17 protein-coding genes are annotated in these 20,042 nt (G+C 75.6%); 10 read left to right on the forward strand and 7 right to left on the reverse strand.

The features are described 5' to 3' along the window. Positions 1-55: 55 nt before the first annotated feature. Positions 56-1,636: an NAD(P)/FAD-dependent oxidoreductase gene (locus tag Q0840_RS09300; RefSeq protein ID WP_367183097.1), complete on the reverse strand. Its 1,581-nt coding sequence runs from the start codon at positions 1,634-1,636 to the stop codon at positions 56-58. A 9-nt stretch (positions 1,637-1,645) separates the two neighbouring features. Further along, positions 1,646-2,716, reverse strand: coding sequence for a uroporphyrinogen decarboxylase (gene hemE / locus Q0840_RS09305; RefSeq protein ID WP_298459040.1), 1,071 nt, complete (start codon positions 2,714-2,716; stop codon positions 1,646-1,648). Between the two features lie 56 nt (positions 2,717-2,772). Here hemE and Q0840_RS09310 point away from each other — a divergent pair, with 56 nt between their 5' ends. After that, positions 2,773-4,167, forward strand: coding sequence for a glutamyl-tRNA reductase (locus Q0840_RS09310; protein ID WP_298459095.1), 1,395 nt, complete (start codon positions 2,773-2,775; stop codon positions 4,165-4,167). A gap of 109 nt (positions 4,168-4,276) precedes the next feature. Further along, entirely contained in the window at positions 4,277-5,824 is a 1,548-nt protein-coding gene (locus Q0840_RS09315; protein ID WP_298459041.1) for a GAF domain-containing protein, read from the forward strand. Between the two features lie 125 nt (positions 5,825-5,949). On the opposite strand, the gene purB is transcribed toward Q0840_RS09315, so the two are convergent. Then, positions 5,950-7,416, reverse strand: a complete 1,467-nt coding sequence (purB, locus tag Q0840_RS09320; protein ID WP_298459043.1) for an adenylosuccinate lyase — start codon at positions 7,414-7,416, stop codon at positions 5,950-5,952. Positions 7,417-7,519: 103 nt separating this feature from the next. Between purB and Q0840_RS09325 the strand changes: the two genes are divergently transcribed. Next, the gene (locus Q0840_RS09325; RefSeq protein ID WP_298459044.1) at positions 7,520-9,076 is read left to right on the forward strand and encodes a methyl-accepting chemotaxis protein; all 1,557 of its coding nucleotides are present in this window, start codon (positions 7,520-7,522) and stop codon (positions 9,074-9,076) included. A gap of 296 nt (positions 9,077-9,372) precedes the next feature. Here the strand turns inward: Q0840_RS09325 and Q0840_RS09330 are convergent, their stop codons facing one another. The 3 genes from Q0840_RS09330 to Q0840_RS09340 form a co-directional block, all read right to left on the reverse strand. Then, positions 9,373-10,017 carry a GNAT family N-acetyltransferase gene (locus Q0840_RS09330; protein WP_298459046.1) on the reverse strand — a complete coding sequence of 215 codons (645 nt, stop codon included), beginning with the start codon at positions 10,015-10,017 and terminating at the stop codon, positions 9,373-9,375. Between the two features lie 135 nt (positions 10,018-10,152). Further along, positions 10,153-11,763: a methyl-accepting chemotaxis protein gene (locus Q0840_RS09335; protein ID WP_298459047.1), complete on the reverse strand. Its 1,611-nt coding sequence runs from the start codon at positions 11,761-11,763 to the stop codon at positions 10,153-10,155. A 62-nt stretch (positions 11,764-11,825) separates the two neighbouring features. Continuing rightward, the gene (locus Q0840_RS09340; protein WP_298459049.1) at positions 11,826-12,878 is read right to left on the reverse strand and encodes a DMT family transporter; all 1,053 of its coding nucleotides are present in this window, start codon (positions 12,876-12,878) and stop codon (positions 11,826-11,828) included. Between the two features lie 182 nt (positions 12,879-13,060). Here Q0840_RS09340 and Q0840_RS09345 point away from each other — a divergent pair, with 182 nt between their 5' ends. Both Q0840_RS09345 and Q0840_RS09350 read left to right on the forward strand, forming a co-directional pair. After that, a complete protein-coding gene (locus Q0840_RS09345) occupies positions 13,061-13,411 on the forward strand; it encodes a hypothetical protein (RefSeq protein ID WP_298459051.1) in 351 nt (116 codons plus the stop codon). Then, a complete protein-coding gene (locus Q0840_RS09350; RefSeq protein WP_298459053.1) occupies positions 13,408-15,000 on the forward strand; it encodes a hypothetical protein in 1,593 nt (530 codons plus the stop codon). The genes Q0840_RS09345 and Q0840_RS09350 overlap by 4 nt, the downstream gene beginning before the upstream one ends. Here Q0840_RS09350 and Q0840_RS09355 read toward each other — a convergent pair. Continuing rightward, on the reverse strand, positions 14,975-15,358 hold the full coding sequence (locus Q0840_RS09355) for a phage holin family protein (protein WP_298459055.1): 384 nt from the start codon (positions 15,356-15,358) through the stop codon (positions 14,975-14,977). The genes Q0840_RS09350 and Q0840_RS09355 overlap by 26 nt on opposite strands. Before the next feature lie 112 nt (positions 15,359-15,470). Here Q0840_RS09355 and hisC point away from each other — a divergent pair, with 112 nt between their 5' ends. From hisC to Q0840_RS09380, 5 genes are all read left to right on the forward strand, one after another. Next, positions 15,471-16,565, forward strand: a complete 1,095-nt coding sequence (hisC, locus tag Q0840_RS09360; protein ID WP_298459056.1) for a histidinol-phosphate transaminase — start codon at positions 15,471-15,473, stop codon at positions 16,563-16,565. 141 nt (positions 16,566-16,706) lie between these two features. Further along, a complete protein-coding gene (locus Q0840_RS09365; RefSeq protein WP_298459058.1) occupies positions 16,707-17,099 on the forward strand; it encodes a VOC family protein in 393 nt (130 codons plus the stop codon). 200 nt (positions 17,100-17,299) lie between these two features. Continuing rightward, positions 17,300-18,478, forward strand: coding sequence for a pyruvate dehydrogenase (acetyl-transferring) E1 component subunit alpha (pdhA, locus tag Q0840_RS09370; RefSeq protein ID WP_298459059.1), 1,179 nt, complete (start codon positions 17,300-17,302; stop codon positions 18,476-18,478). Further along, positions 18,475-19,518 (forward strand): alpha-ketoacid dehydrogenase subunit beta, encoded by a 1,044-nt coding sequence (locus tag Q0840_RS09375; RefSeq protein ID WP_298459061.1) that lies wholly within the window; start codon positions 18,475-18,477, stop codon positions 19,516-19,518. The genes pdhA and Q0840_RS09375 overlap by 4 nt, the downstream gene beginning before the upstream one ends. A gap of 119 nt (positions 19,519-19,637) precedes the next feature. Then, positions 19,638-20,042, forward strand: a 405-nt coding sequence (locus tag Q0840_RS09380) for a biotin/lipoyl-containing protein (RefSeq protein WP_298459063.1), incomplete at its 3' end; no start/stop codon positions are given.

Below are 20,042 nucleotides of genomic sequence, written 5' to 3' on the forward strand. Positions count from 1 at the left end.
AGGTCACGTCGCGAGCCGTCCCACGGTATTCCGGGGCCATTGTCCTGACGAATTGTCAGAACAATTCCGCCAGTCGTCGACCGGCTGCCCGCGCGTGCGGGACCACGGTGGCGAGCCCGTTGCCCGCCACCCAGGCGCCGCACACCGCGAGCCCCGGGGTGGCGTCGACCGCGGCGCTCACGGCCTCGACCGACGCGCGGTGGCCCGCACTCGCCCGGGGCAGGGACTGCGACCACCGCACCCGCGCCGCACCACGGACCGAGGCCCCATCCAGCGGCACGCCGAGCAGCGTCCCGGCGTCCCGGACGGCGAGCGCGGTCAGCGCCTCGTCCGCGAGCCCGACGACGTCCTGCAGGGAGCCCGAGCCGCCGGCCCGCCCGTAGGACAGGCGCAGCACATGGCGGCCCGGCCCGGCCTGCGCGGCGAGCCACGGCCACTTGGCGGTCGCGTGGGTCAGCGCCTTCGCGCGGACGGCGGGCGCACCGCCGCGACCGGGTGCGCGCTGCGCGGCCGGCGCGACGAGCACGCCGGTGCCGCGGGGGGCCACGTCCAGCTCGGCCGCGTCCACGACCAGGGTGGCGAGCACGACGTCGGCCCCCGGGTCGGTGCGGACGGTCGCCAGGCCGGGCAGGACGCCGGCGAGCAGCCCGAGCGTGGCCGCCGCGGGTGCGGCGAGCACCACGCGCGGCGTGGTGAGCACGAGCGGGCCGCGCGGGCTGTCCACCGCCACGCTCCAGCCGGTGCCCACCCGGTCCAGGGCTCGGACCGTCGAGCCCGTCCACAGCCGGCCGCCACGGGCGCTCAGGTCCCCGACCAGCGCGTCCACCAGCGTGTGCATGCCGCCGACCAGGCCGTTGACCGCGGCCCCGGCCGGCGCGAGCGCGCGCAGCGACGCCACCGCGGCGCCGAGGGACCCGTGCTCGTCGAGCGCCGGGAGCAGGCCCGGGGCGACCGTGCGGACGTCGAGGTCGTCCGGGTCGGCCGCGTGCACGCCGCCGACGACGGGTGCGACCAGGCGGTCGAGCACCCGCCGGCCCATCCGTGCCCGGACCAGCCCGCCGAACGTCACGGTCCCGGACGGCGTGCCCGACGACGTGCCCGACGACGTGCCCGACGGCGTGCCCGACCGCGTGCCGGACCGGTCGGCGCCGCGTGGGCCGGCGGTGCCCACGCGAGCCGGCAGCAGCCGGTCCGCGCTGGCGCGCAGGGCGCCGGCCAGGCCGATCGTGCGGCGCACGTCCGGGGCCCACGGGTCCACGGGGACGCCGAGCAGGCCCGCGCGCGGCAGCGTCCCGGGCCCCGAGGGCCCGTGCACCCAGGCGCCCAGCGGCGCGGGGGCGGTGACGGCGTCGGCGAGCCCCAGCTCTGCGGCGAGCGCCGCGACGGTGCCGCCACGGGTCGCGAAGGACTCCGCCCCGGCGTCCAGGTCCAGTCCCGCGACCGTGTGCCGCCCCACCGCCCCGCCCGGCCCGTGACCGGGCTCGACCACCACGACGCCCAGCCCGGCGAGCGCCAGCTCGCGGGCGGCGACGAGCCCGGCCACACCGCCGCCCACGACGACGGCGTCCACGGACTCCCGTCGCGTCGTCCCGCCGGCGGGGCTGGCGTGCCCGTCCTGCGACCCGACCCGGTCCACGCCGGCGCCCTACGCGTCCAGCCCGTGCACCAGCTCCACGACGCGCGTCAGCACGTCCGGGTCGGTGGTCGGCGGGACGCCGTGGCCCAGGTTGACCACGTGGCCCGGCGCCGCGGCCCCGCGCCGGACGACGTCGCGCACGTGCGCCTCGAGCACGGGCCACGGGGCGGCCAGCAGCGCGGGGTCGATGTTGCCCTGCAGGGGCGTCCGCCCGCCGAGCAGACGGTTCGCCTCGTCCAGCGGCGTGCGGTAGTCGACCCCGACGACGTCGGCCCCGACGTCACGCATGGCGGTGAGCAGGTGCTCGGTGCCGGTCCCGAAGTGCACGATGCGCACCCCGAGGTCGGTGACGTGCGACAGCGCGCGGGCGCTGGACGGGGCGCAGTGCGCCTCGTAGTCCGCGCGCGACAGCGAGCCCGCCCACGAGTCGAACAGCTGCACCGCGCTGGCGCCGGCGAGCACCTGTGCGCGCAGGAACGCCCCGGTGACGTCCGCGGCCCACTCGGTCAGCGCGCGCCACGTGTCGGGGTCGGCGTGCATGAGGGTGCGCGCGGCCAGGTGGTCGCGCGACGGCCGGCCCTCGACGAGGTACGCGGCCAGGGTGAACGGTGCCCCGGCGAAACCGAGCAGCGGGGTGCGGTCCAGCCCGGCGACGGTCAGCCGGACGCCCTCGGAGACCGGGGCCAGCGCCTGGGGCGTCAGCGGTCCGGCGTCGACGAGTCGGGCGACGTCGTCGGCGGTGCGCACGGCCGAGCCGAGCACCGGCCCCACCCCGGGGGCGATGTCCACGTCCACGCCGGCCAGCCGCAGCGGGACGACGATGTCGCTGAAGAAGATGGCGGCGTCCACCCCGTGGCGGCGTACCGGCTGCAGCGTGATCTCGCTGGCCAGCTCCGGCTGCAGGCACGAGTCGAGCATGCCCACGCCCTCCCGCACGGCCCGGTACTCGGGCAGCGAGCGACCCGCCTGTCGCATGAACCACACGGGCAGCCGGTCCGGCCGGTCAGCGGAAAAGGCACGGAGCACCCCAGAATGGGCGGTGCGTCCGTCGGTCAGGGGGTGGTCCGGGGGCAGGGTCACGGCGCAATTGTGCCCACGTTCCGATCGCCTGGTTGAATCGAGGTGCTGTGGTGCTCATGTCATTGATCGCGAGCCACCGCGACCTCGACCTCGACGTGCTCGAACGGCTCAGTGCCGGAGCGCAGTCGGTGGGCCGGACGGTCGCGGCGTCCGGTGCTGCCCCGACGGGGACGGTCGTGCTCGCGACCTGCAACCGGTTCGAGGTGTACCTCGAGGTCGACCGTCCCGACCAGGCACCCGCCGCGGTCGACGCGACCACCCGGGTCATCGCGCACGCGTCCGGCATCCCGACCCCGGACGTGACCGCGACCCTGCAGGTGCTGCACGGACCCGAGGTCCCCGCGCACCTGTTCTCGGTGGCCTCCGGGCTCGAGTCCATGGTGGTCGGCGAGCGCGAGATCACCGGCCAGGTCCGGCGTGCGCTCGCCACCGCCCGCGCCGAGGGCACCACGTCGTCCGGCCTGGAGCGGCTGTTCCAGACCGCCTCTCGCGCGTCACGCGACGTCGGCACCCGCACCGGGCTGGGCGCCGCCGGCCGCTCCGTGGTGGGCGTCGCCCTCGAGCTCGCCGAGCCCGGCCTGCCGCCCTGGCCGCAGGTCCGCGCGCTGCTGGTCGGCACCGGCTCGTACGCCGGCGCGAGCCTGGCCGCGCTGCGCCGCCACGGCTGCGCCGACATCCGGGTGTTCTCACCGTCCGGCCGGGCCGCGACGTTCGCCGCGGCCCGCGGCATCGTCCCCGTGCACGACGGCGGCCTCGCCGACGCCATCGGCACCTCCGACCTCGTCGTGGCGTGCAGCGGCACCGTCGGACGCGTGCTCGACGCCGAGCTCGTCGGCCGCACCTGGGCCGCCACCGGGCACCCGCAGGTGGTCGCCGACCTCGCGCTGCGCAACGACGTCGACCCGGCGGTCGGCCGGCTGCCCGGCGTCCGCCTGATCAACCTGGACACGATCCGCCGGCACGCACCCGAGGAGCAGTCCGCACCGGTCGAGCTCGCGCACGACCTCGTCGCGGCCGCCGCCGCGGACTTCGAGGCGGTGACCCGGGCGCGTGAGCTCGAGGCCGCCGTCGTCGCCGAGCGGCGCCGCGTGCTGGGCGAGCTCGAGGCCGAGGCGGGCCGGATCCGCGCCGCGGACGAGGCCGCCGGGGAGCCGACGCCCGTCACCGACGCCCAGCAGCCGGTGCCCGGCTTGGCCGCCTCCGACGGCGTGTGCGCCGCCGCCACCGGCACGAGCCCGGAGGAGCACGCACGGCTGGTCCGGTCGCTGCGTCGCCGCACCCGGGCCCTGCTCCACCCACCGACGGTCCGGGCACGGACCGCCGCGCGCGCCGGCGACGACCGTGCCTACCGGGCCGCCCTGGCGGAGCTCGCCGCGATCCCGGCGCCACCGGTGCCGGCACCGCCGCCGGCCGGGGCGACGGACCAGGAGGTGGCGGAGTCCGTCCGGTGACGCGCGGCGCGGCGGCGTTCACGTGGGCCCGGCCGGGGACGGTCGCTCAAGTCCGGCGTCGGGCGACCGATGTGCACGGCATCGCGTCACGCCACGACCGGGAGCCGTCATGCCGCTGTTCCGCCGCACCACCACGCCCGACCCCCAGGCCGACCGCGGCGTGCCTCGCGACGTCGAGGCGCTGGAGCAGGTCCTCCTCGCCTTCGACACCGGGCTGACCGACGCGCAGGACGCGCGGATCAAGCTCACCGACGCGATGGTGCGCACGCTCGGCCTGACCTACGGCGCGCGGTGGGTCCCGAGCCCGGACGGCACGCTGCGGCTGGCCTACGAGACCGGCCCGCTCGCCGGCACGCTGCGCTCGGCCGTCAGCGGCGCGCGCAGCGTGCAGCCCGATGCCGGCCTGCTCGGCGAGGCGGCGAGAACCCGGCGTCCCGTGGTCGTCCAGCCGTCCGACGGGGACCACGGCTGCTTGCGGTGGGAGGCCGCTCAGCGCTCCGGGATGGTCGCCGGCGCGGCGGTCCCCATGATGGACGAGGGCGACGTCGTCGGGATCATGGAGTTCTACAGCGACCACCCCCTGCCCCGCTTCGGGGACGAGAAGTGGGAGGCGATCGGCCGGATCGCGACGCTGGCGCGCCGGCAGGGGCTCGCCGGTGCGGCGCTCAACGAGACGTTGAACGATCGCAAGGCCGTCACCACGGTCGTCACCAAGGTCGGCGACGCCGTCGACGAGGCCACCACGGTGCAGGTGGCGCTGGAGACGGTCCGGACGGCGTTCGGCTGGGCGTACGGCTCGTTCTGGGCCCGGGACGAGGAGTCGGACGTCCTGCGGTTCAGCATCGAGTCGGGGTCGGCCGGCGAGGAGTTCCGCCGCGTCACGCTGTCCGCGTCGTTCGCGGAGGGGGTGGGCCTGTCGGGTCGGGCGTGGAAGGCCCGCGACCTCGTGTTCGTGCAGGACCTCGCCCAGGTGACCGACTGCGTCCGTGCACCCGCTGCTCAGCGGGCCGGCGTCCGGTCGGGGGTCTGCTTCCCGATCATGGACGGCCACCACGTCATCGGCACCATGGACTTCTTCACCACCGACTCCATCGACCTGTCCGAGTCGCGCGCCGCGGCGCTGCGCAACGTCGCCCAGCTGGTGTCCCAGCGGCTGTCCGTGGTCCGCCGCATCGCCGCCGACGGCGCCCGCGCACAGCGCCTGCTCAGCACGGTCGCCGAGCTGCGCGACGCGGCCCAGGACGCCGGCCGGGTCGCGCAGGAAGCGGCCGGCCAGTCGTCGACCATGACCGCGGACGTGACCGCGCTGGGCCAGGCGTCCGCCGCGATCGGCGACGTCATCAAGGTGATCTCGTCGATCGCCGACCAGACCAACCTCCTGGCCCTCAACGCCACGATCGAGGCCGCCCGGGCGGGCGAGGTCGGCCGGGGGTTCGCCGTCGTGGCCAGCGAGGTCAAGGAGCTCGCCCGCGAGACCGCCGAGGCCACCGGCCGGGTCGCCCAGCGGGTCGCCGAGCTCCAGCTCACCAGCGACTCCGTCGCCGCGGGGATCCACACCACCACGCAGATCATCGGGCAGCTCGACACCGTCCAGGCGCAGATCGACGACGTCCTCGGCGAGCAGGTGCGGATGGCGTCCATGTTCGAGCACGCCTGAGCCCCGCGGTCCCGCCGGGTCGTCCCGGTCGGCGCGCGGCACTGCGGCACCGACGCGAGCGGTCCCACGGCGACGGCGGTCACCGATCGGGCAGGAGGGTGTGGGTGCCCCGTCCGCCCCCCGGCTCACCCGTCCAGGTGGTCGACGAGGCGGCTCGCGAGCCCCGTGTACGTCGCCGGCGTCAGCTCGGCCAGCCGCGCCGCGACGTCGTCGGGCAGGCCGAGGCCGGCGATGAACTCACGCATGTCGTCGGCGGTCAGGCGCTTGCCGCGGGTGAGCTCCTTGAGTCGCTCGTAGGGGTTCTCCATGCCGGTGACCCCGGCGACCGCCGCCGCGCGCATCGCGGACTGGACCGGCTCGCCGAGCACCTCCCAGTTGGTGTCGAGCTCGCGCTCGAGGAGGTCACGGTCGACGGCGAGCGCTCGCAGCCCGCGGCGCACGTTGTCGATCGCGAGCAGGCCGTGGCCGAACGCCGGGCCGATGTTCCGCTGGGTGGTCGAGTCGGTCAGGTCACGCTGCAGCCGGCTGGTCACCAGGGTCGACGCCAGGGTGTCGAGCAGTGCGCTGGACAGCTCCAGGTTCGCCTCGGCGTTCTCGAACCGGATCGGGTTCACCTTGTGCGGCATCGTCGACGAGCCGGTCGCCCCGGCCACGGGGATCTGGCTGAAGACGCCCGTCGAGATGTAGGTCCACACGTCGGTGGCCAGGTTGTGCAGGATGCGGTTGAACCGCGCGACGTCGCTGTACAGCTCGGCCTGCCAGTCGTGGGACTCGATCTGGGTGGTGAGCGGGTTCCAGGTCAGTCCCAGGCCCTCGACGAAGGTACGGGACACGGCCTCCCAGTCGGCGCCGGGGACGGCGGCCACGTGCGCGCCGTACGTCCCCGTCGCGCCGTTGAGCTTGCCGAGGTACTCCGCGCGCTCCACCCGGCGCAGCTGACGGCCCAGCCGGTGGGCGAGGACGGCGAGCTCCTTGCCGAGCGTCGTGGGGGTGGCGGGCTGGCCGTGCGTGCGGGCCAGCAGCGGGACGTCGCGGTGCTCGCGGGCCATCGCGGCGAGCTCGCCGACCAGGGCCTGCGCGGCGGGCAGCCACACCTCGGTCACCGCGCCGCGCACCATGAGGGCGTAGGACAGGTTGTTCACGTCCTCGCTCGTGCAGCAGAAGTGCACCAGCTCGGAGACGGCCGGCAGCGCGGTGCCGGCACCCAGCACGTCCGGCGCGGCGGCCAGGTGCTCCTTGAGGAAGTACTCGACCGCCTTGACGTCGTGCACGGTGACCTTCTCGATCGCCCCGAGCCGCGCGATCTCCTGCGCGCCGAACGTGGTGACGACGCTGCGCAGGTAGTCCTCCTCCGCGGCCGACAGCCGTGGCGCGCCCGGGACGACGCCGGTCCGGGTCAGGTGGATGACCCACTCGACCTCGACCAGCAGGCGCTCGCGGTTCAGGGCCGGCTCGCTGAGGTGGTCGACCAGAGGCGCCACGGTCGTCCGGTAGCGCCCGTCCAGCGGGCCGAGGGCGACGGCCGGGACCACGCCGGCGAGGGTCACCCGGGTCGCGGCGTGCTGGGCAGGGATGTCGGTCGAGTCGGCCACGGGGCACATGGTCCCACGCGGACACCTCATCATCGGGCCGCGCCCGCCGATCCGACGCTGGTCCCGGCATCTCGAGCCCGGGCCCACCCCGAGGAGTGACCGCGTGCCTGTGCTGACGCGACGACGACCGCAGGACGACCGCAGCGATGACAGCCGCGTGCTCGCCGAGCTCGAGGCGCTGGACTCGGTGATCGCCGACCTCGGGAAGACCGAGACGACGTGCGCGGGCGTGCAGGCGGTCCTGGAGGGCATCCGGCGCGCCTTCGGCTACGACTACGGATCGGCGTGGGAGGTGCGGCCGGGCTCGGACGAGCTCGAGTTCCGGTCCCAGGTGGGCTCGCTGAGCGCCGAGCTCAGCCGGATGACGCCCGACCACCACATGACCCGCGGCCTGGGCCTGTGCGGCGTCTCGTGGTCGCAGGGTGAGGTGCTGGACCTCACCGACCTGGCCGCGCACCCGCCGAACTGCGTGCGCGGCGAGACCAGCCTGCGCGCCGGTGCGCACGGCGCCCTGTCCCTGCCGATCCGCCGGGACGGCGAGATCGTCATGTTCCTGGAGTTCCTGTCGCGCCGGCCCGGCACCGAGAGCGCCACGCGCCCCGCTGTGCTCAGCGCGCTGTCCCGCGTGGTGTCGCAGACCCTGGCCGCGATGGAGGCGGCCGAGGTGCTGGCCAGCGCTGCCCGCGACCAGCAGGCCGTCACCACGGTGGTCGAGCAGGTGGGCGCGTGCCGGGACGAGGAGACCGCCCTGCGCACCGCGCTGGAGGCGGTCCGGACCGAGTTCGGGTGGGCCTACGGGTCGTTCTGGGGCCTGGACACCGAGAGCCGCGTGCTGCGGTTCGTCGTCGAGTCCGGGAGCGCCGGCGAGGAGTTCCGGCAGGTCACGCTGTCCGCGAGCTTCGCCGAGGGCGTGGGTCTGTCCGGCCGGGCGTGGAAGGCCCGCGACCTCGTCTTCGTCCCCGACCTGGGGCAGCTGACGGACTGCGTCCGCCGCCCGGCCGCGCAGCGGGCCGGGGTCCGGTCCGGCGTCTGCCTGCCGATCATGGTCGACGGCGCGGTGATCGGCACGATGGACTTCTTCACCACGGACACCATCGACCTGTCCGCGGGCCGGGCCGACGCGCTGCGCAACGTGGCCCGGCTGGTGTCCCAGCGCCTGAACATCCTGCGCCGGGCGGCTCGCGACTCCGAGGCGGCCACGGCGCTGCTCGGCAGCGTCGAGCAGCTCCAGGCCAGCGCCCGCGAGGCGGGTGCGGTCGCGATGGACGCCGTCGCCCAGGCCTCGGCCATCGCCGGTGAGGTGCGCGCCCTGAGCGACTCGTCCACCGCGATCGGCGACGTCATCAAGGTCATCTCCTCCATCGCCGACCAGACCAACCTGCTCGCCCTCAACGCGACCATCGAGGCTGCACGCGCCGGGCAGGCCGGCCGCGGGTTCGCCGTGGTCGCCACGGAGGTCAAGGAGCTGGCGGGCGGCACGACGGCGGCCACCAGCCGGGTCGGGGAGCGGGTCGCGGACATCCAGAGCAACACCGCGACCGTGACCCGCGGCATCGAGGCGATCAGCGCCACGATCGGCCGGATGGACGAGGTGCAGACCCGGATGGGCCAGGTGCTCGAGACCCAGCGCGCCATGGCCCGGGCCTTCGAGGGCCGCTGACCGTCCGGCGCGCGCACCGGCGCGGTCCGTCCCGGGGCTGAGCACGCAGAGCTCGTCGCCGTCGCCGGTCGGCCGGCACCAGCCACGGGACGCTTCGCCCTGGCCGACGTCCCCTGCCGGGCGCCGAGGTCCAGCAGGCGCTGCACCGTGGCGTCGCGGTCCTCGCCGGCCTGCGGCGCGAGGGTCCGGGGGCAGGCGGTTCGTCACCTGCGTGCCCCCCGGGTACGCGGTCCGACGCTCTACCGGCGGAGCGCCCGGTCGTCGCCGACGTGCGGCCGGCGACCTGCTCCCCGGCGTCAGGCGCTCGGGCCGGCCACGGGCGTTGGCGTGGTGCGCGGCAGGGTGGGCGGCAGGGTGGGCGGCAAGGGCGCGGGGATGCTCGTCGCCGGCCAGGGCCGCCGCGGCTCCCGCGGGTCCTCGCGCAGCAGCGTGCCCGCCCACTCGTCGACCCGTCGGCCACGCTGCACCCCGCCGCCGCGCAGGGTCGCCTCGAAGGTGAAGCCGACCCGCCAGGCAGCGCGCCAGGAGGCCCAGTTGCCGGCGAAGCACCGCCACTCGACCCGGTCCAGGTCCAGCCCGTCCGGCGCGAACGCGTGGCCGAGCGCCAGCCGCAGCGACCGGTGCAGCAGTCCCCGGCCGCGCGCCTGCGGACCCAGCCAGTAGCCGACCTCGGCCGACCCCGGGGGGCGCAGCGACAGGCCGATCATGCCGACCAGCGCACCGTCGGTGCGGATCCCCCAGGTGCACTCCCGGCCCTGCTCCCAGCCGTCGCCGACCATCGTGCCGACGAAGTACTCGGCGTCGGGCCGGGTGTACGGGCTCGGGACGGTGGTCCATCGCCGGATGTCGGGGTCCTGGCACAGCGTCGTCACCGCGTCGACGTCGGCGGGGGTCGGGGGAGCGAGCTCGACGACGCCGTCGCTCAGCGTGACCGGTTCCATGCCGGGACTCTAGGTCGCCCCGCGGTCCGTCGCGCCGGCCCGGCACGCCCGCCCGGTCCCCGGCGCGCGAACGGCCACGACCCGCGGGGGGTCGTGGCCGTCGGTGCGCGGCGCTGCGCGCGCCGGTGGGTGGGCTCAGTAGCGGAAGGTGCCCACCAGGGTCTTGAGGTCGGCGGACATGCGGGCCAGCTCGCTCACGGCCTGCTGCGACTCCGCGGCACCCTGGGTGGTCAGCGCGGCGGCGTCGGCCACACCGGAGATGTTGACCGCGATCTCCCCGGACCCGGCAGCCGCCTCCGAGACGTTGCGGGTCATCTCGTTGGTCGTCGCGGTCTGCTCCTCGACGGCCGCGGCGATCGTCGCCTGGAAGTCGTTGATCGAGGCCACGATGTGCGAGATGTTGCCGATCGCGTCGACCGCGCCGGCGGTGTCGCCCTGGATGGCCTGCACGCGCCGGGCGATGTCCTCGGTGGCGCGGGCGGTCTCCTGGGCGAGCTCCTTGACCTCGCCGGCCACGACGGCGAAGCCCTTGCCGGCCTCCCCGGCGCGGGCGGCCTCGATCGTCGCGTTCAGGGCGAGCAGGTTGGTCTGCTCCGCGATCGAGGTGATGGCCTTGACCACGTCGCCGATCTGGCGGCTGGACTCACCCAGGCGCGACACGGTGGCGGTGGTCTCCTCGGCGGCGGTCACGGCCTGGGCGGCGATCCGGGCGGCCTCGGAGGCGTTGTGGGCGATCTCGCGGATGGAGGCGCCCATCTCCTCGGTGCCGGCCGCGACGGTCTGGGTGTTGCGCGAGACCTGCTCGGCGGCGGCCGAGACGACGCCGGCCTGGGCTGCGGTCTCCTCGGCGCCGGAGGCGATCTGCACCGCGGTGGCCGACATCTGGGTCGAGGCGCCGGCCAGGGAGTCCGAGGAGGCGTCGATGGTGGAGACCACCCCGCGCAGCGTGGTCAGGGCGTTGTCGAGCGCGGCGCCCATGGTGCCGACCTCGTCGCGGGTGGTCAGGCCGACCGGGACGGTCAGGTCGCCGCTCTCCAGGGCGGTCACGGTGGCCCGCACCCGGTCGAGCCCGCGCACGATCGCCCGGGACACCACGAGCCCGACGCCGATGGCCACGGACAGGCCCACGACGAGGAGCACGATCGCGGTCGTGCGGGCGCGGTCGTAGGCGGCCTGCGACTCGGCGATGAGCTCCTTGGCCGCGGTCTTCTCGCCCTCGACCAGCGCGCCGGTCGCCTCGGTCATCGTGGTGATCGCGTCGGCGGCGACGCCGTCACGGGCGTCCTCCCACGCGGCGACGTCGTTCGCGCGACCGGCGGGCAGCAGCACGTCGTCCAGCGCCGTGCTGTACGCCGCCAGGCCCTCGACGAAGCTGTCGAGCGCCGCGATGTTGGACGCGCTGCTCAGCATCGGGCGGTAGTCCTCGATCTGCTCGGCCAGCGAGGCCTCGAGCTCGTCGACCTGCTGCTCGAACTGGGCGGTGCGCTCCGCGTCGGAGGAGATGACGTGGTTGGCGGCGGCGAGACGGATGCTCAGGGTGTCCCGGCGCAGGCCGGCGGCCTTCTCGAAGCCGAGCATCTTGTCCTCGTACAGCAGGGTCATGTCGGCGTTGGACGCCGACAGCGTCGACAGGCCCATCAGGCCGACGACCGCGGCCACGACGGACGCGACCAGGACGGCGGCGAGGATCTTGGTGCGGACGCCGAGGTCGCTCAGGCGCGAGGCGCGGCGGGTGGTGGTGCTCATGGTGGTCTCCGGTTGACGTGACAGGGGTTCTCGACCCACTGATCGGCACACCGGGTCGCTCGTCAAGGAACCACGGGGGTCGCATCCGCCGCGTCGTCGAGCACGGCCGCGGGACGGGCGGGCTCGGGCAGGACGGCGTCCGGCAGGACGGCGACGGGGCGGGCACGCGCGGTCTCGGCCAGCGCGACCCCCGCCAGGACGACCGCTCCGCCGGCGACCTGGACGATCGTCATGGACTCGCCGAGGACGAGCCACGCCACGCCGGCCGCCGCGACCGGCTCGATCATCCCGAGCAGACCCGCGCGGGCGGCGCCGATCACCCGGACCCCGGCGAGCACCAGGGTGTACGGCACCACGGTCCCCAGCACCACGACCCACAGCACCAGCGCCCAGGTCGGTGCGGCCAGGCCCGCCAGCGGGCCGGGCAGCGTGCCCTCGACCGCCAGCACCGACACGTCCCACGTCCACAGCGGCTGCAGGACGGCCCAGAACAGGGCCGCGAACGCCAACGACCACGCCTGGGTCGACAGCGGGTCGCGGCGGGCGACCAGCCGTTCACCGAGCACGTAGTAGGTGGCCAGCGCGACCGCCGCACCGCCTGCTGCTGCGAGGCCGACGGCGTCGAGCTCCACGCCGCGGCGCACCTGCGCCACCATCGTCAGGCCCACCAGGGACGCGGCCAGACCCCACCAGGCCCGCGGCCGCACCGCCTCGTGCAGCACGAACCGGGCCCACAGGGCGATCAGCAGGGGTGCGGTGTACTCGATCAGGAGGGCGAGGCCCACCGGGAGCCGCGAGATGGCCACGAGGTAGCACCACTGCACGGCGGCCATCCCGACGACACCGAGCGTCGCCATCACCAGGACGTCGCGACGGTGCAGCACCATGCGTCGCCGGACGACCACCAGGGCCACCGGCACCAGGACCAGCGCGGACCCGAGCGTGCGCAGCTCGACCAGGCGGGTGGGGCCGATGCCGCTGGTCATGGCCAGCTTGGCGACCGTCCCGTTCACCGCGAACAGCACGGCCGCGACGACCACCGCGACCACGCCCAGCGTGGCCCGTGGTGCCGCGGTGGGGCGGCGAGCCGGGACGAGCGGCGGGCTGGGTGGCACGGGGGCGAGGCTAGCGGCGCCACCCGCCGGGTGGCCGTGCCCGTGCCCGTCTGCGTGCCTCGCCGGACCCGCGCGGGCCGTCCCCCGGCCACGTCCTGCGCGACGTCGTCCCCCGCCGCGGCGCCGGGCCCGTGGGGCCCGCCGGCTGCGTGCCTACCGTCCCGGAGCATGGGTGGTCGAGCATGACGGGCGGCGTGGTGCCCGCCGGCGGGCTCGCGTGGCCCCAGCGCGAGATGGCCGCCGTGCGGGCGCTGGAGCGGGCCGCGGACGCCACGGTCGCCGCGCTGCGGCACCTGGACGCGGCCGGCGACGTGGAGTGGTCCGGGCGGGCGGCGGTGCGGTACCGCGCCGCGCTCGATGACGTCGTCCGCGAGGTCCGGCGCACGCACCGCCAGCTGGGCTGGGCGACGGACGCGATGGTGCGGCACGCCGCCGCGACGCGGGACCTGGGTGTGCTGCTGCCCACCGACGGTCCGCTCGGGCCCGCGTCGCCGCTCGTGCCCGGTCCGGTCGGCTGGTCCGGCGTCCCGTGACCGACGCTGGCCTCGAGGTGCGCGGCGGCGTCGGCGGCACCGCCGCGCGGCTCGACCGGCTGCGCGAGGGCGTGCGCCGGCTGCGCGCCGCCGCCGACCTGCTCGACGCCGCGGCGGGCTCCGTGGCATGGGCCGATGCCCAGCTGGGCGCCCCGGCCGGGGTGCTCCCCACCGCGGTCCGTGCCCAGCACGCCGTCACGCCGCTCGTGCGGGGCCCGACGTCCTTCACCGCGCACCAGCAGTCGGTGCACGACCTCGCCCGCCGCCTGCGCGACGCAGCCCGCGCGTACGAGGACGCGGAGGCGCGGGCCGGCGCGCACGTGCGCGGCCTGCTGGCGGTCGGGGCTCACCAGGCGGCCGACCAGCCACTGCTCACCGGGCTCCGTGCGGCCGTGCTCACCGTGCTGGCCACGGGCCTGCTGCCCACGGCGCTCGCGGCGTCGATCGGCCTGCGGCTGTCCGGCCGCCGGGTCGACCTGCGCCGGGCGCTGCTGCGGACCGACCTCGCGGAGCTCGCCGTCCAGGCGATGGCCGGAGCGGCCGGGGGGCTGCCACCGGGTCGGGGGCAGCCCACCGTCGTCCCGGTCCCGAGAGCCTCCGGCCTGGTCACGACCGGCGCGGCCCTGGGTGGCCTCGTGGTGCCGTCGTTGCGTCGCCGCCCGCTGCAGGTGATTCCTCGTCTGCGGGCGTCACCGCGGACCTCGGCCCCGGACGACGCCGGTGACGTGCTCGACCGCATCGGTGCGCTGTACCCGCAGGGGGGCGGGGCGGCCGGCACGGTCGGCGTGGACCGGATCGACCACCCGGACGGCACCCGGTCATGGGTGGTCTCCATCCCCGGCACGCAGGACGGCTCGATGGGGACCGGGCCGAACCCGCTGGACATGGCGACCAACCTGCGACTCATGGCGGCCGTCCCCGACGACAGCAGCGAGCTGGTGGAGCGCGCGCTCGAGCAGGCCGGAGCCCGGTCGGACGAGCCGATCCTGCTGGCCGGGCACAGCCAGGGCGGCATGGTGGCGATGGCGCTCGCCGGCAGTGCGACGTTCACCCAGCGGTTCCGGGTCGCCGCCGTCCTCACCGCCGGCTCGCCGGTGGCGACGATGCCCGTGCCCACCGGGACGGCCGCGCTGCACCTCGAGCACCGTCAGGACCTGGTGCCCGCGCTCGACGGGTGGCGCAACCCCGACCGTGCGAACCGGACGACCGCGGTGCGCGACCTCGGCGTGTCCCCGGCGGTCGCCGACCGGGTCGCGGCGCGGTCCCCGGCGGCCGCCCACGAGATCGCCGCCTACGCCCGCACGGCGCGCGCGGTGTCCGACGCCGGAGGGTCGTCCGTGCGTGCGTGGGAGCGGGCCGCCGCCGAGGTGCTCGGTGGGCCCGGCAGCACGGCGGTGCACCTGGAGTTCACCGGGGAGCGCACGCCGCCCGACGGCCCGGTGCACGCACCGGGGGCTGAGCAGCGGGGGCTCGGTGTGCTGGGGCCGGGTCTGCTGGGGCCAGGTCTGCTGGGACCCGGCCTGCCGGCGCCGGGTCAGCGGGAGCCCGCCCGAGCCGGCGGGCCTACGTCCGCCGGTTCACCCCGGTGACCGCACCGAGCAGCAGGCTGACCAGCGAGATGACCAGCGCCCCGATCACCGCGGTGCCGAACCCGCCGACCCGCAGGCCGACGGTCGTCCACTCGGTGACCCACGCCGTCAGCATGAGCATGAGCGCGTTGACCACCAGCGTGAAGAGCCCGAGCGTGAGGACGTACAGCGGGAACGTCAGGAGCTTCACCACCGGCTTGATCACCGCGTTCACCAGGCTGAACACCAGCGCGACGGCGGTGAGGACCCCGATCCGCTCGAGCGTCGTCGTCCCCCCGACGATCTCCAGGCCGGACAGCAGCACGGTGGCCAGCCAGAGGGCGACCGCGTTGATGAGCACGCGCAGCACGAACGTCATGGACCGATCCTCCCGCAGCCGCGGGTCGGCGCAGCACCCCCGGCACCGTCCCGCGCGTCGGGCGGGCCGGGCGTGCGCCGGACGGGTCCGGGCAGCCCGGCGGTGCGGTGGCATGCTGGACGCCGTGACCCCGCGCTCCGTCCCGCTCCGTCCGGCCGTCGCGGACCTGCCGGCCTACGTCCCCGGGGCGCGGGCGTCGGTGGGTGCGGCGGCCTGGAAGCTGTCGTCGAACGAGAACCCGTACCCGCCGCTGCCCGGGGTGGTCTCGGCGATCGCCGACGCCGCCGCGGACGCCAACCGGTACCCCGACATGTACGCGACCGAGCTCACCGCCGCGCTCGCCGACGCGCTCGGGGTCCGGCCCGAGTCCGTCGTGACGGGGTGCGGGTCGGTCGCCGTGCTCGGGCACGTGCTCGCCGCCGTGTGCGGGGCGGGCGACGAGGTGGTGATCCCGTGGCGCTCGTTCGAGGCGTACCCCATCGCGGTCGCGGTCGCGGGAGCGACGGCGGTCCCCGTGCCGCTCACCGACGACGCGCGCCTGGACCTGGTCGCGATGGCGGCCGCGGTGACCGACCGCACCCGGGTCGTCGTGGTGTGCACGCCCAACAACCCCACCGGGCCCGCCGTGCGCACCGCCGAGCTGGAGACCCTGCTCGCGTCGGTCCCGTCCGACGTCCTGGTCGTGCTCGACGAGGCGTACGTCGAGTTCGTCCGCGACCCCGACGCCCCTGACGGCCTCGACGTGCTGGCCGCCCACCGCAACGTGGTGCTCCTGCGCACCTTCTCCAAGGCGTACGGACTGGCCGGCCTACGGGTCGGGTACGCCGTCGCCCGCCGCCGGATCGCGGCCGGCATCCGCGCCACGTCGACGCCGTTCGGGGTGTCCCACGTCGCGCAGCGCGCCGCGGTGGTGTCGCTCGGCGCGGCCGGGCAGCTGCTGGACCGGGTCGAGGCCATCGTCGCCGAGCGCACGCGCATCGTCGACCGCCTGCGGACCCAGGGCTGGTCCGTTCCGGACAGCCAGGCCAACTTCGTCTGGCTCGGCCTCGGTGACCGGTCGGGCGCCTTCGCCGCGGAGGCCGCCGCGGCGGGTGTGCTCGTGCGTCCGTTCGCCGGGGATGGCGTCCGGGTGAGCGTCGGGGAGCCCGAGGCGACCGACCTCCTGCTCGACGTCACCGCCGAGTGGTCGGCACCCCGCTCGGCCTGACGCGTCCCCCGCGACGAGGGACCGCAGGCGACCCTGGAGCTCGCGCTCGCCTGTGACACGATCCGTCTCGGACGGGTGACGTGGGGGCAGCTGCCGCCGGTCATCCGGCCGACGACGGCAGCGAGCACGGAGGAGCCCGGCGTGGACATGAAGCTCGAGCTGGTGCCGGTGCCGGTGCACGACGTCGACCGGTCCAAGGCGTTCTACGCCGACGGGCTGGGGTTCGTCGTGGATGTCGACGTCCGCCCCGCCGACGGAGTGCGGGTGGTACAGGTGACGCCACCGGGGTCCGGCTGCTCCATCGGTTTCGGGACGGGCCTTGCGGTCTTCGGGGCCCCGCCCGGTTCGGTGAGAGGGCTCCACCTCGTCGTCGACGATGTCGAGCTCGCCCGTGCTGAGCTGGTCGGACGTGGGGTCGATGTTGGGGAGGTGGTGGACGTCGGCGGAGGAGTTCTCCACGCCTCGATCGTCGATCCCGACGGGAACTCTCTGACCCTGCAGCAGATGCCGTGGCGGACCGGCGAGCGCTTCTAGTGCCCGACGGGTGACGCCTCGGGGCTCTGCCGCAGAGCGGCGCCGGGCGGCCCCGGCTGGGTGAGGATCCCTACAACCGACCGGGCCGAGGTTCTGTACCCGCCCGCGCGGACGAACCTACGGTTGCGTAGCCTACGCTGACGTAGGTTTCCGATTCGTCCCGTTGCGCAGCCCCGCGCCCTGCCCCGAAGGAGCACCGCGTGAGCACCTCCGGCCCTCTCGAGGACGCCGACCTCGTCCAGCTCCTGACCCCGGCCGGTGAGCTCCGGGAGCATCCCGAGTACTCCCCGCGCATCGCGCACCTGGACGCCGACGCGCTGCGCGGCATGTACCGCGACATGGTGCTCGTGCGGGCCTTCGACGACGAGGCCACGTCGCTGCAGCGGCAGGGCGAGCTCGGGCTGTGGGCGCAGAGCCTCGGCCAGGAGGCGGCCCAGGTCGGCTCGGGTCGGGCGCTCGCGGCCCAGGACTACGTCTTCCCGTCCTACCGCGAGCACGGCGTCGCCCACACCCGCGGCCTGGACCTCGTCGACATCCTCAGGCTGTTCCGCGGCGTGGACCAGGGCGGCTGGGACCCCGAGGAGCACCGGTTCCACCTGTACACGCTGGTCATCGGCTCGCACACCCTGCACGCCACCGGCTACGCGATGGGCCTGCAGCGCGACGGCCTCGTCGCGACCGGTGACCGCGAGCGGGACACGGCCGTGGTCACCTATTTCGGCGACGGCGCGACGTCGCAGGGCGACGTGAGCGAGGCGCTCGTGTTCGCCGCCGTCAACAACGCGCCCCTGGTGCTGTTCTGCCAGAACAACCAGTGGGCCATCTCCGAGCCGACCACCCGGCAGACCCGGGTGCCGCTCGCCCGCCGCGGCGAGGGCTTCGGCGTGCCCGGCGTGCGGGTGGACGGCAACGACGTCCTGGCCACCTACGCGGTCACCGCCGAGGCCCTCGAGCGGGCCCGCAGCGGCGGGGGGCCGACGCTCGTCGAGGCCTTCACCTACCGGATGGGCGCGCACACCACGTCCGACGACCCGACCCGCTACCGCAGCACGTCCGACGACGAGTACTGGCGACAGCGGGACCCGATCGACCGGCTGCGCACCTATCTGCAGTCCGCCGGCGAGCTCGGGGCGGACTTCGTCGCCGACCTCGACGCCGAGGTGGCCGCCTTCGGCGAGCGGATCCGCACCACCGTGCGCGCGATGCAGCCGCCCGCACCGGTGAGCCTGTTCGACCACGTCTACGGGACCCCGCACAGCACGCTCGACGCCGAGCGCGCCTGGTTCACCGAGTACGAGGCCTCGTTCGTCGGCGAGCCGCCCCAGGGGCAGGTGGCTCCCGCCCCGGCCGGTGCGTCGGCGGGGGAGGTGGCCCTGTGAGCGCGGCCGAGGCGAGCGGTCACCGCGGCACCCAGCGCCTGACCCTGTCCAAGGCGATCAACGCCGGGCTCCGACGGGCGCTGGAGACCGACCCCAAGGTGCTGCTCATGGGCGAGGACATCGGCCCCCTCGGGGGCGTGTTCCGGGTCACCGACGGCCTGCACAAGGACTTCGGCCCGGACCGCGTCGTCGACACCCCGCTGGCGGAGTCCGGCATCGTCGGCACCGCGATCGGGCTGGCGCTGCGCGGCTACCGGCCGGTGTGCGAGATCCAGTTCGACGGGTTCATCTTCCCGGCGTTCGACCAGATCACCACCCAGCTCGCCAAGATGCGGTACCGCTCACGCGGGCGGCTCTCCCTGCCCGTGGTCATCCGGGTTCCCTACGGCGGGGGCATCGGCGCCATCGAGCACCACAGCGAGTCCCCCGAGGTCCTGTTCGCCCACACCGCCGGCCTGCGCGTGGTCACGCCGGCGACCCCGGCGGACGCCTTCGTGATGATCCAGCAGGCCATCGCCTCGCCGGACCCGGTGATGTTCTTCGAGCCCAAGGGCCGCTACTGGGACAAGGGCGAGGTCGATCTCGACACCACCATCACCTCGGGCGACACGCAGGCCGGGGCCGCCGCGCTCGCCGAGATGGACCGGGCGCACGTGGCCCGCACCGGCACGGACCTGACCATCGCGGCCTACGGGGCGGGCGTCGCCACCGCCCTGCGGGCCGCCGAGGCCGCGGCGGCCGACGGTGTGAGCATCGAGGTCGTGGACTTGCGCAGCATCTCGCCGCTCGACGCGCCGACGCTCGTGGCGTCCGTGCGCCGCACCGGGCGCTGCGTCGTCGTGCACGAGGCGCCGGTGTTCTACGGCGCCGGCGGGGAGATCGCCGCCCGGGTCACCGAGGAGTGCTTCTACCACCTGCAGGCACCCGTGCTGCGGGTCGGCGGCTTCCACACCCCGTACCCCGCCAACAAGGTCGAGCACGACTACCTGCCCGGCGTCGACCGCGTGCTGGACGCCGTCGACCGTGCGATGGCGTTCTGACCGCACCACCGCGCACGCGGCCGTGGTGCCCGCGCCGCGGCCGACCGGCCGTCGCGGAGCCCGGTGCGAGCACCGCCCCACCGTCCGTCCCACCGTCCCGTCCCTGGAGGGCCACCGTCGTGCCGACCTTCGAGCAGTTCCGCCTCCCCGACGCCGGCGAGGGCCTGACCGAGGCCGAGGTGGTCACCTGGCACGTCGCGGTCGGCGACGCCGTCACGGTCAACCAGGCCATCGTGGAGATCGAGACGGCGAAGTCGCTGGTCGAGCTGCCCAGCCCGTTCACCGGGGTGGTCACCGAGATCCTGGTGGCCACGGGCACGACCGTCGAGGTCGGCACGCCGATCATCGTCATCGACACCGACCCGTCCGGGACGCCGCGCCCGGAGTCCGCCGCGGCGACCGCCGCCGACCCGGCACCGGGCCCCGGGGCCTCGGGGTCGGGCACGCCCGCGCCGTCGAGCACGCCGGCCCCGTCCGGCACGCCGGCGGACGGCGCCCCCGCCCCGGCGCCGGGGCGGGGGCGC

This window comes from uncultured Cellulomonas sp. (assembly GCF_947494015.1).
GTDB lineage: Bacteria > Actinomycetota > Actinomycetes > Actinomycetales > Cellulomonadaceae > Pengzhenrongella.

What these genes read in the sequence shown, in the direction of transcription:
- Q0840_RS09310 (WP_298459095.1), top strand. Translation starts at nt 2,773, where the DNA reads ATGTCATTGATCGCGAGCCACCGCGACCTCGACCTCGACGTGCTCGAA.
- Q0840_RS09315 (WP_298459041.1), top strand. Translation starts at nt 4,277, where the DNA reads ATGCCGCTGTTCCGCCGCACCACCACGCCCGACCCCCAGGCCGACCGC.
- Q0840_RS09330 (WP_298459046.1), bottom strand. Translation starts at nt 10,017, where the DNA reads ATGGAACCGGTCACGCTGAGCGACGGCGTCGTCGAGCTCGCTCCCCCG.
- Q0840_RS09335 (WP_298459047.1), bottom strand. Translation starts at nt 11,763, where the DNA reads ATGAGCACCACCACCCGCCGCGCCTCGCGCCTGAGCGACCTCGGCGTC.
- Q0840_RS09345 (WP_298459051.1), top strand. Translation starts at nt 13,061, where the DNA reads ATGACGGGCGGCGTGGTGCCCGCCGGCGGGCTCGCGTGGCCCCAGCGC.
- Q0840_RS09355 (WP_298459055.1), bottom strand. Translation starts at nt 15,358, where the DNA reads ATGACGTTCGTGCTGCGCGTGCTCATCAACGCGGTCGCCCTCTGGCTG.
- hisC (WP_298459056.1), top strand. Translation starts at nt 15,471, where the DNA reads ATGCTGGACGCCGTGACCCCGCGCTCCGTCCCGCTCCGTCCGGCCGTC.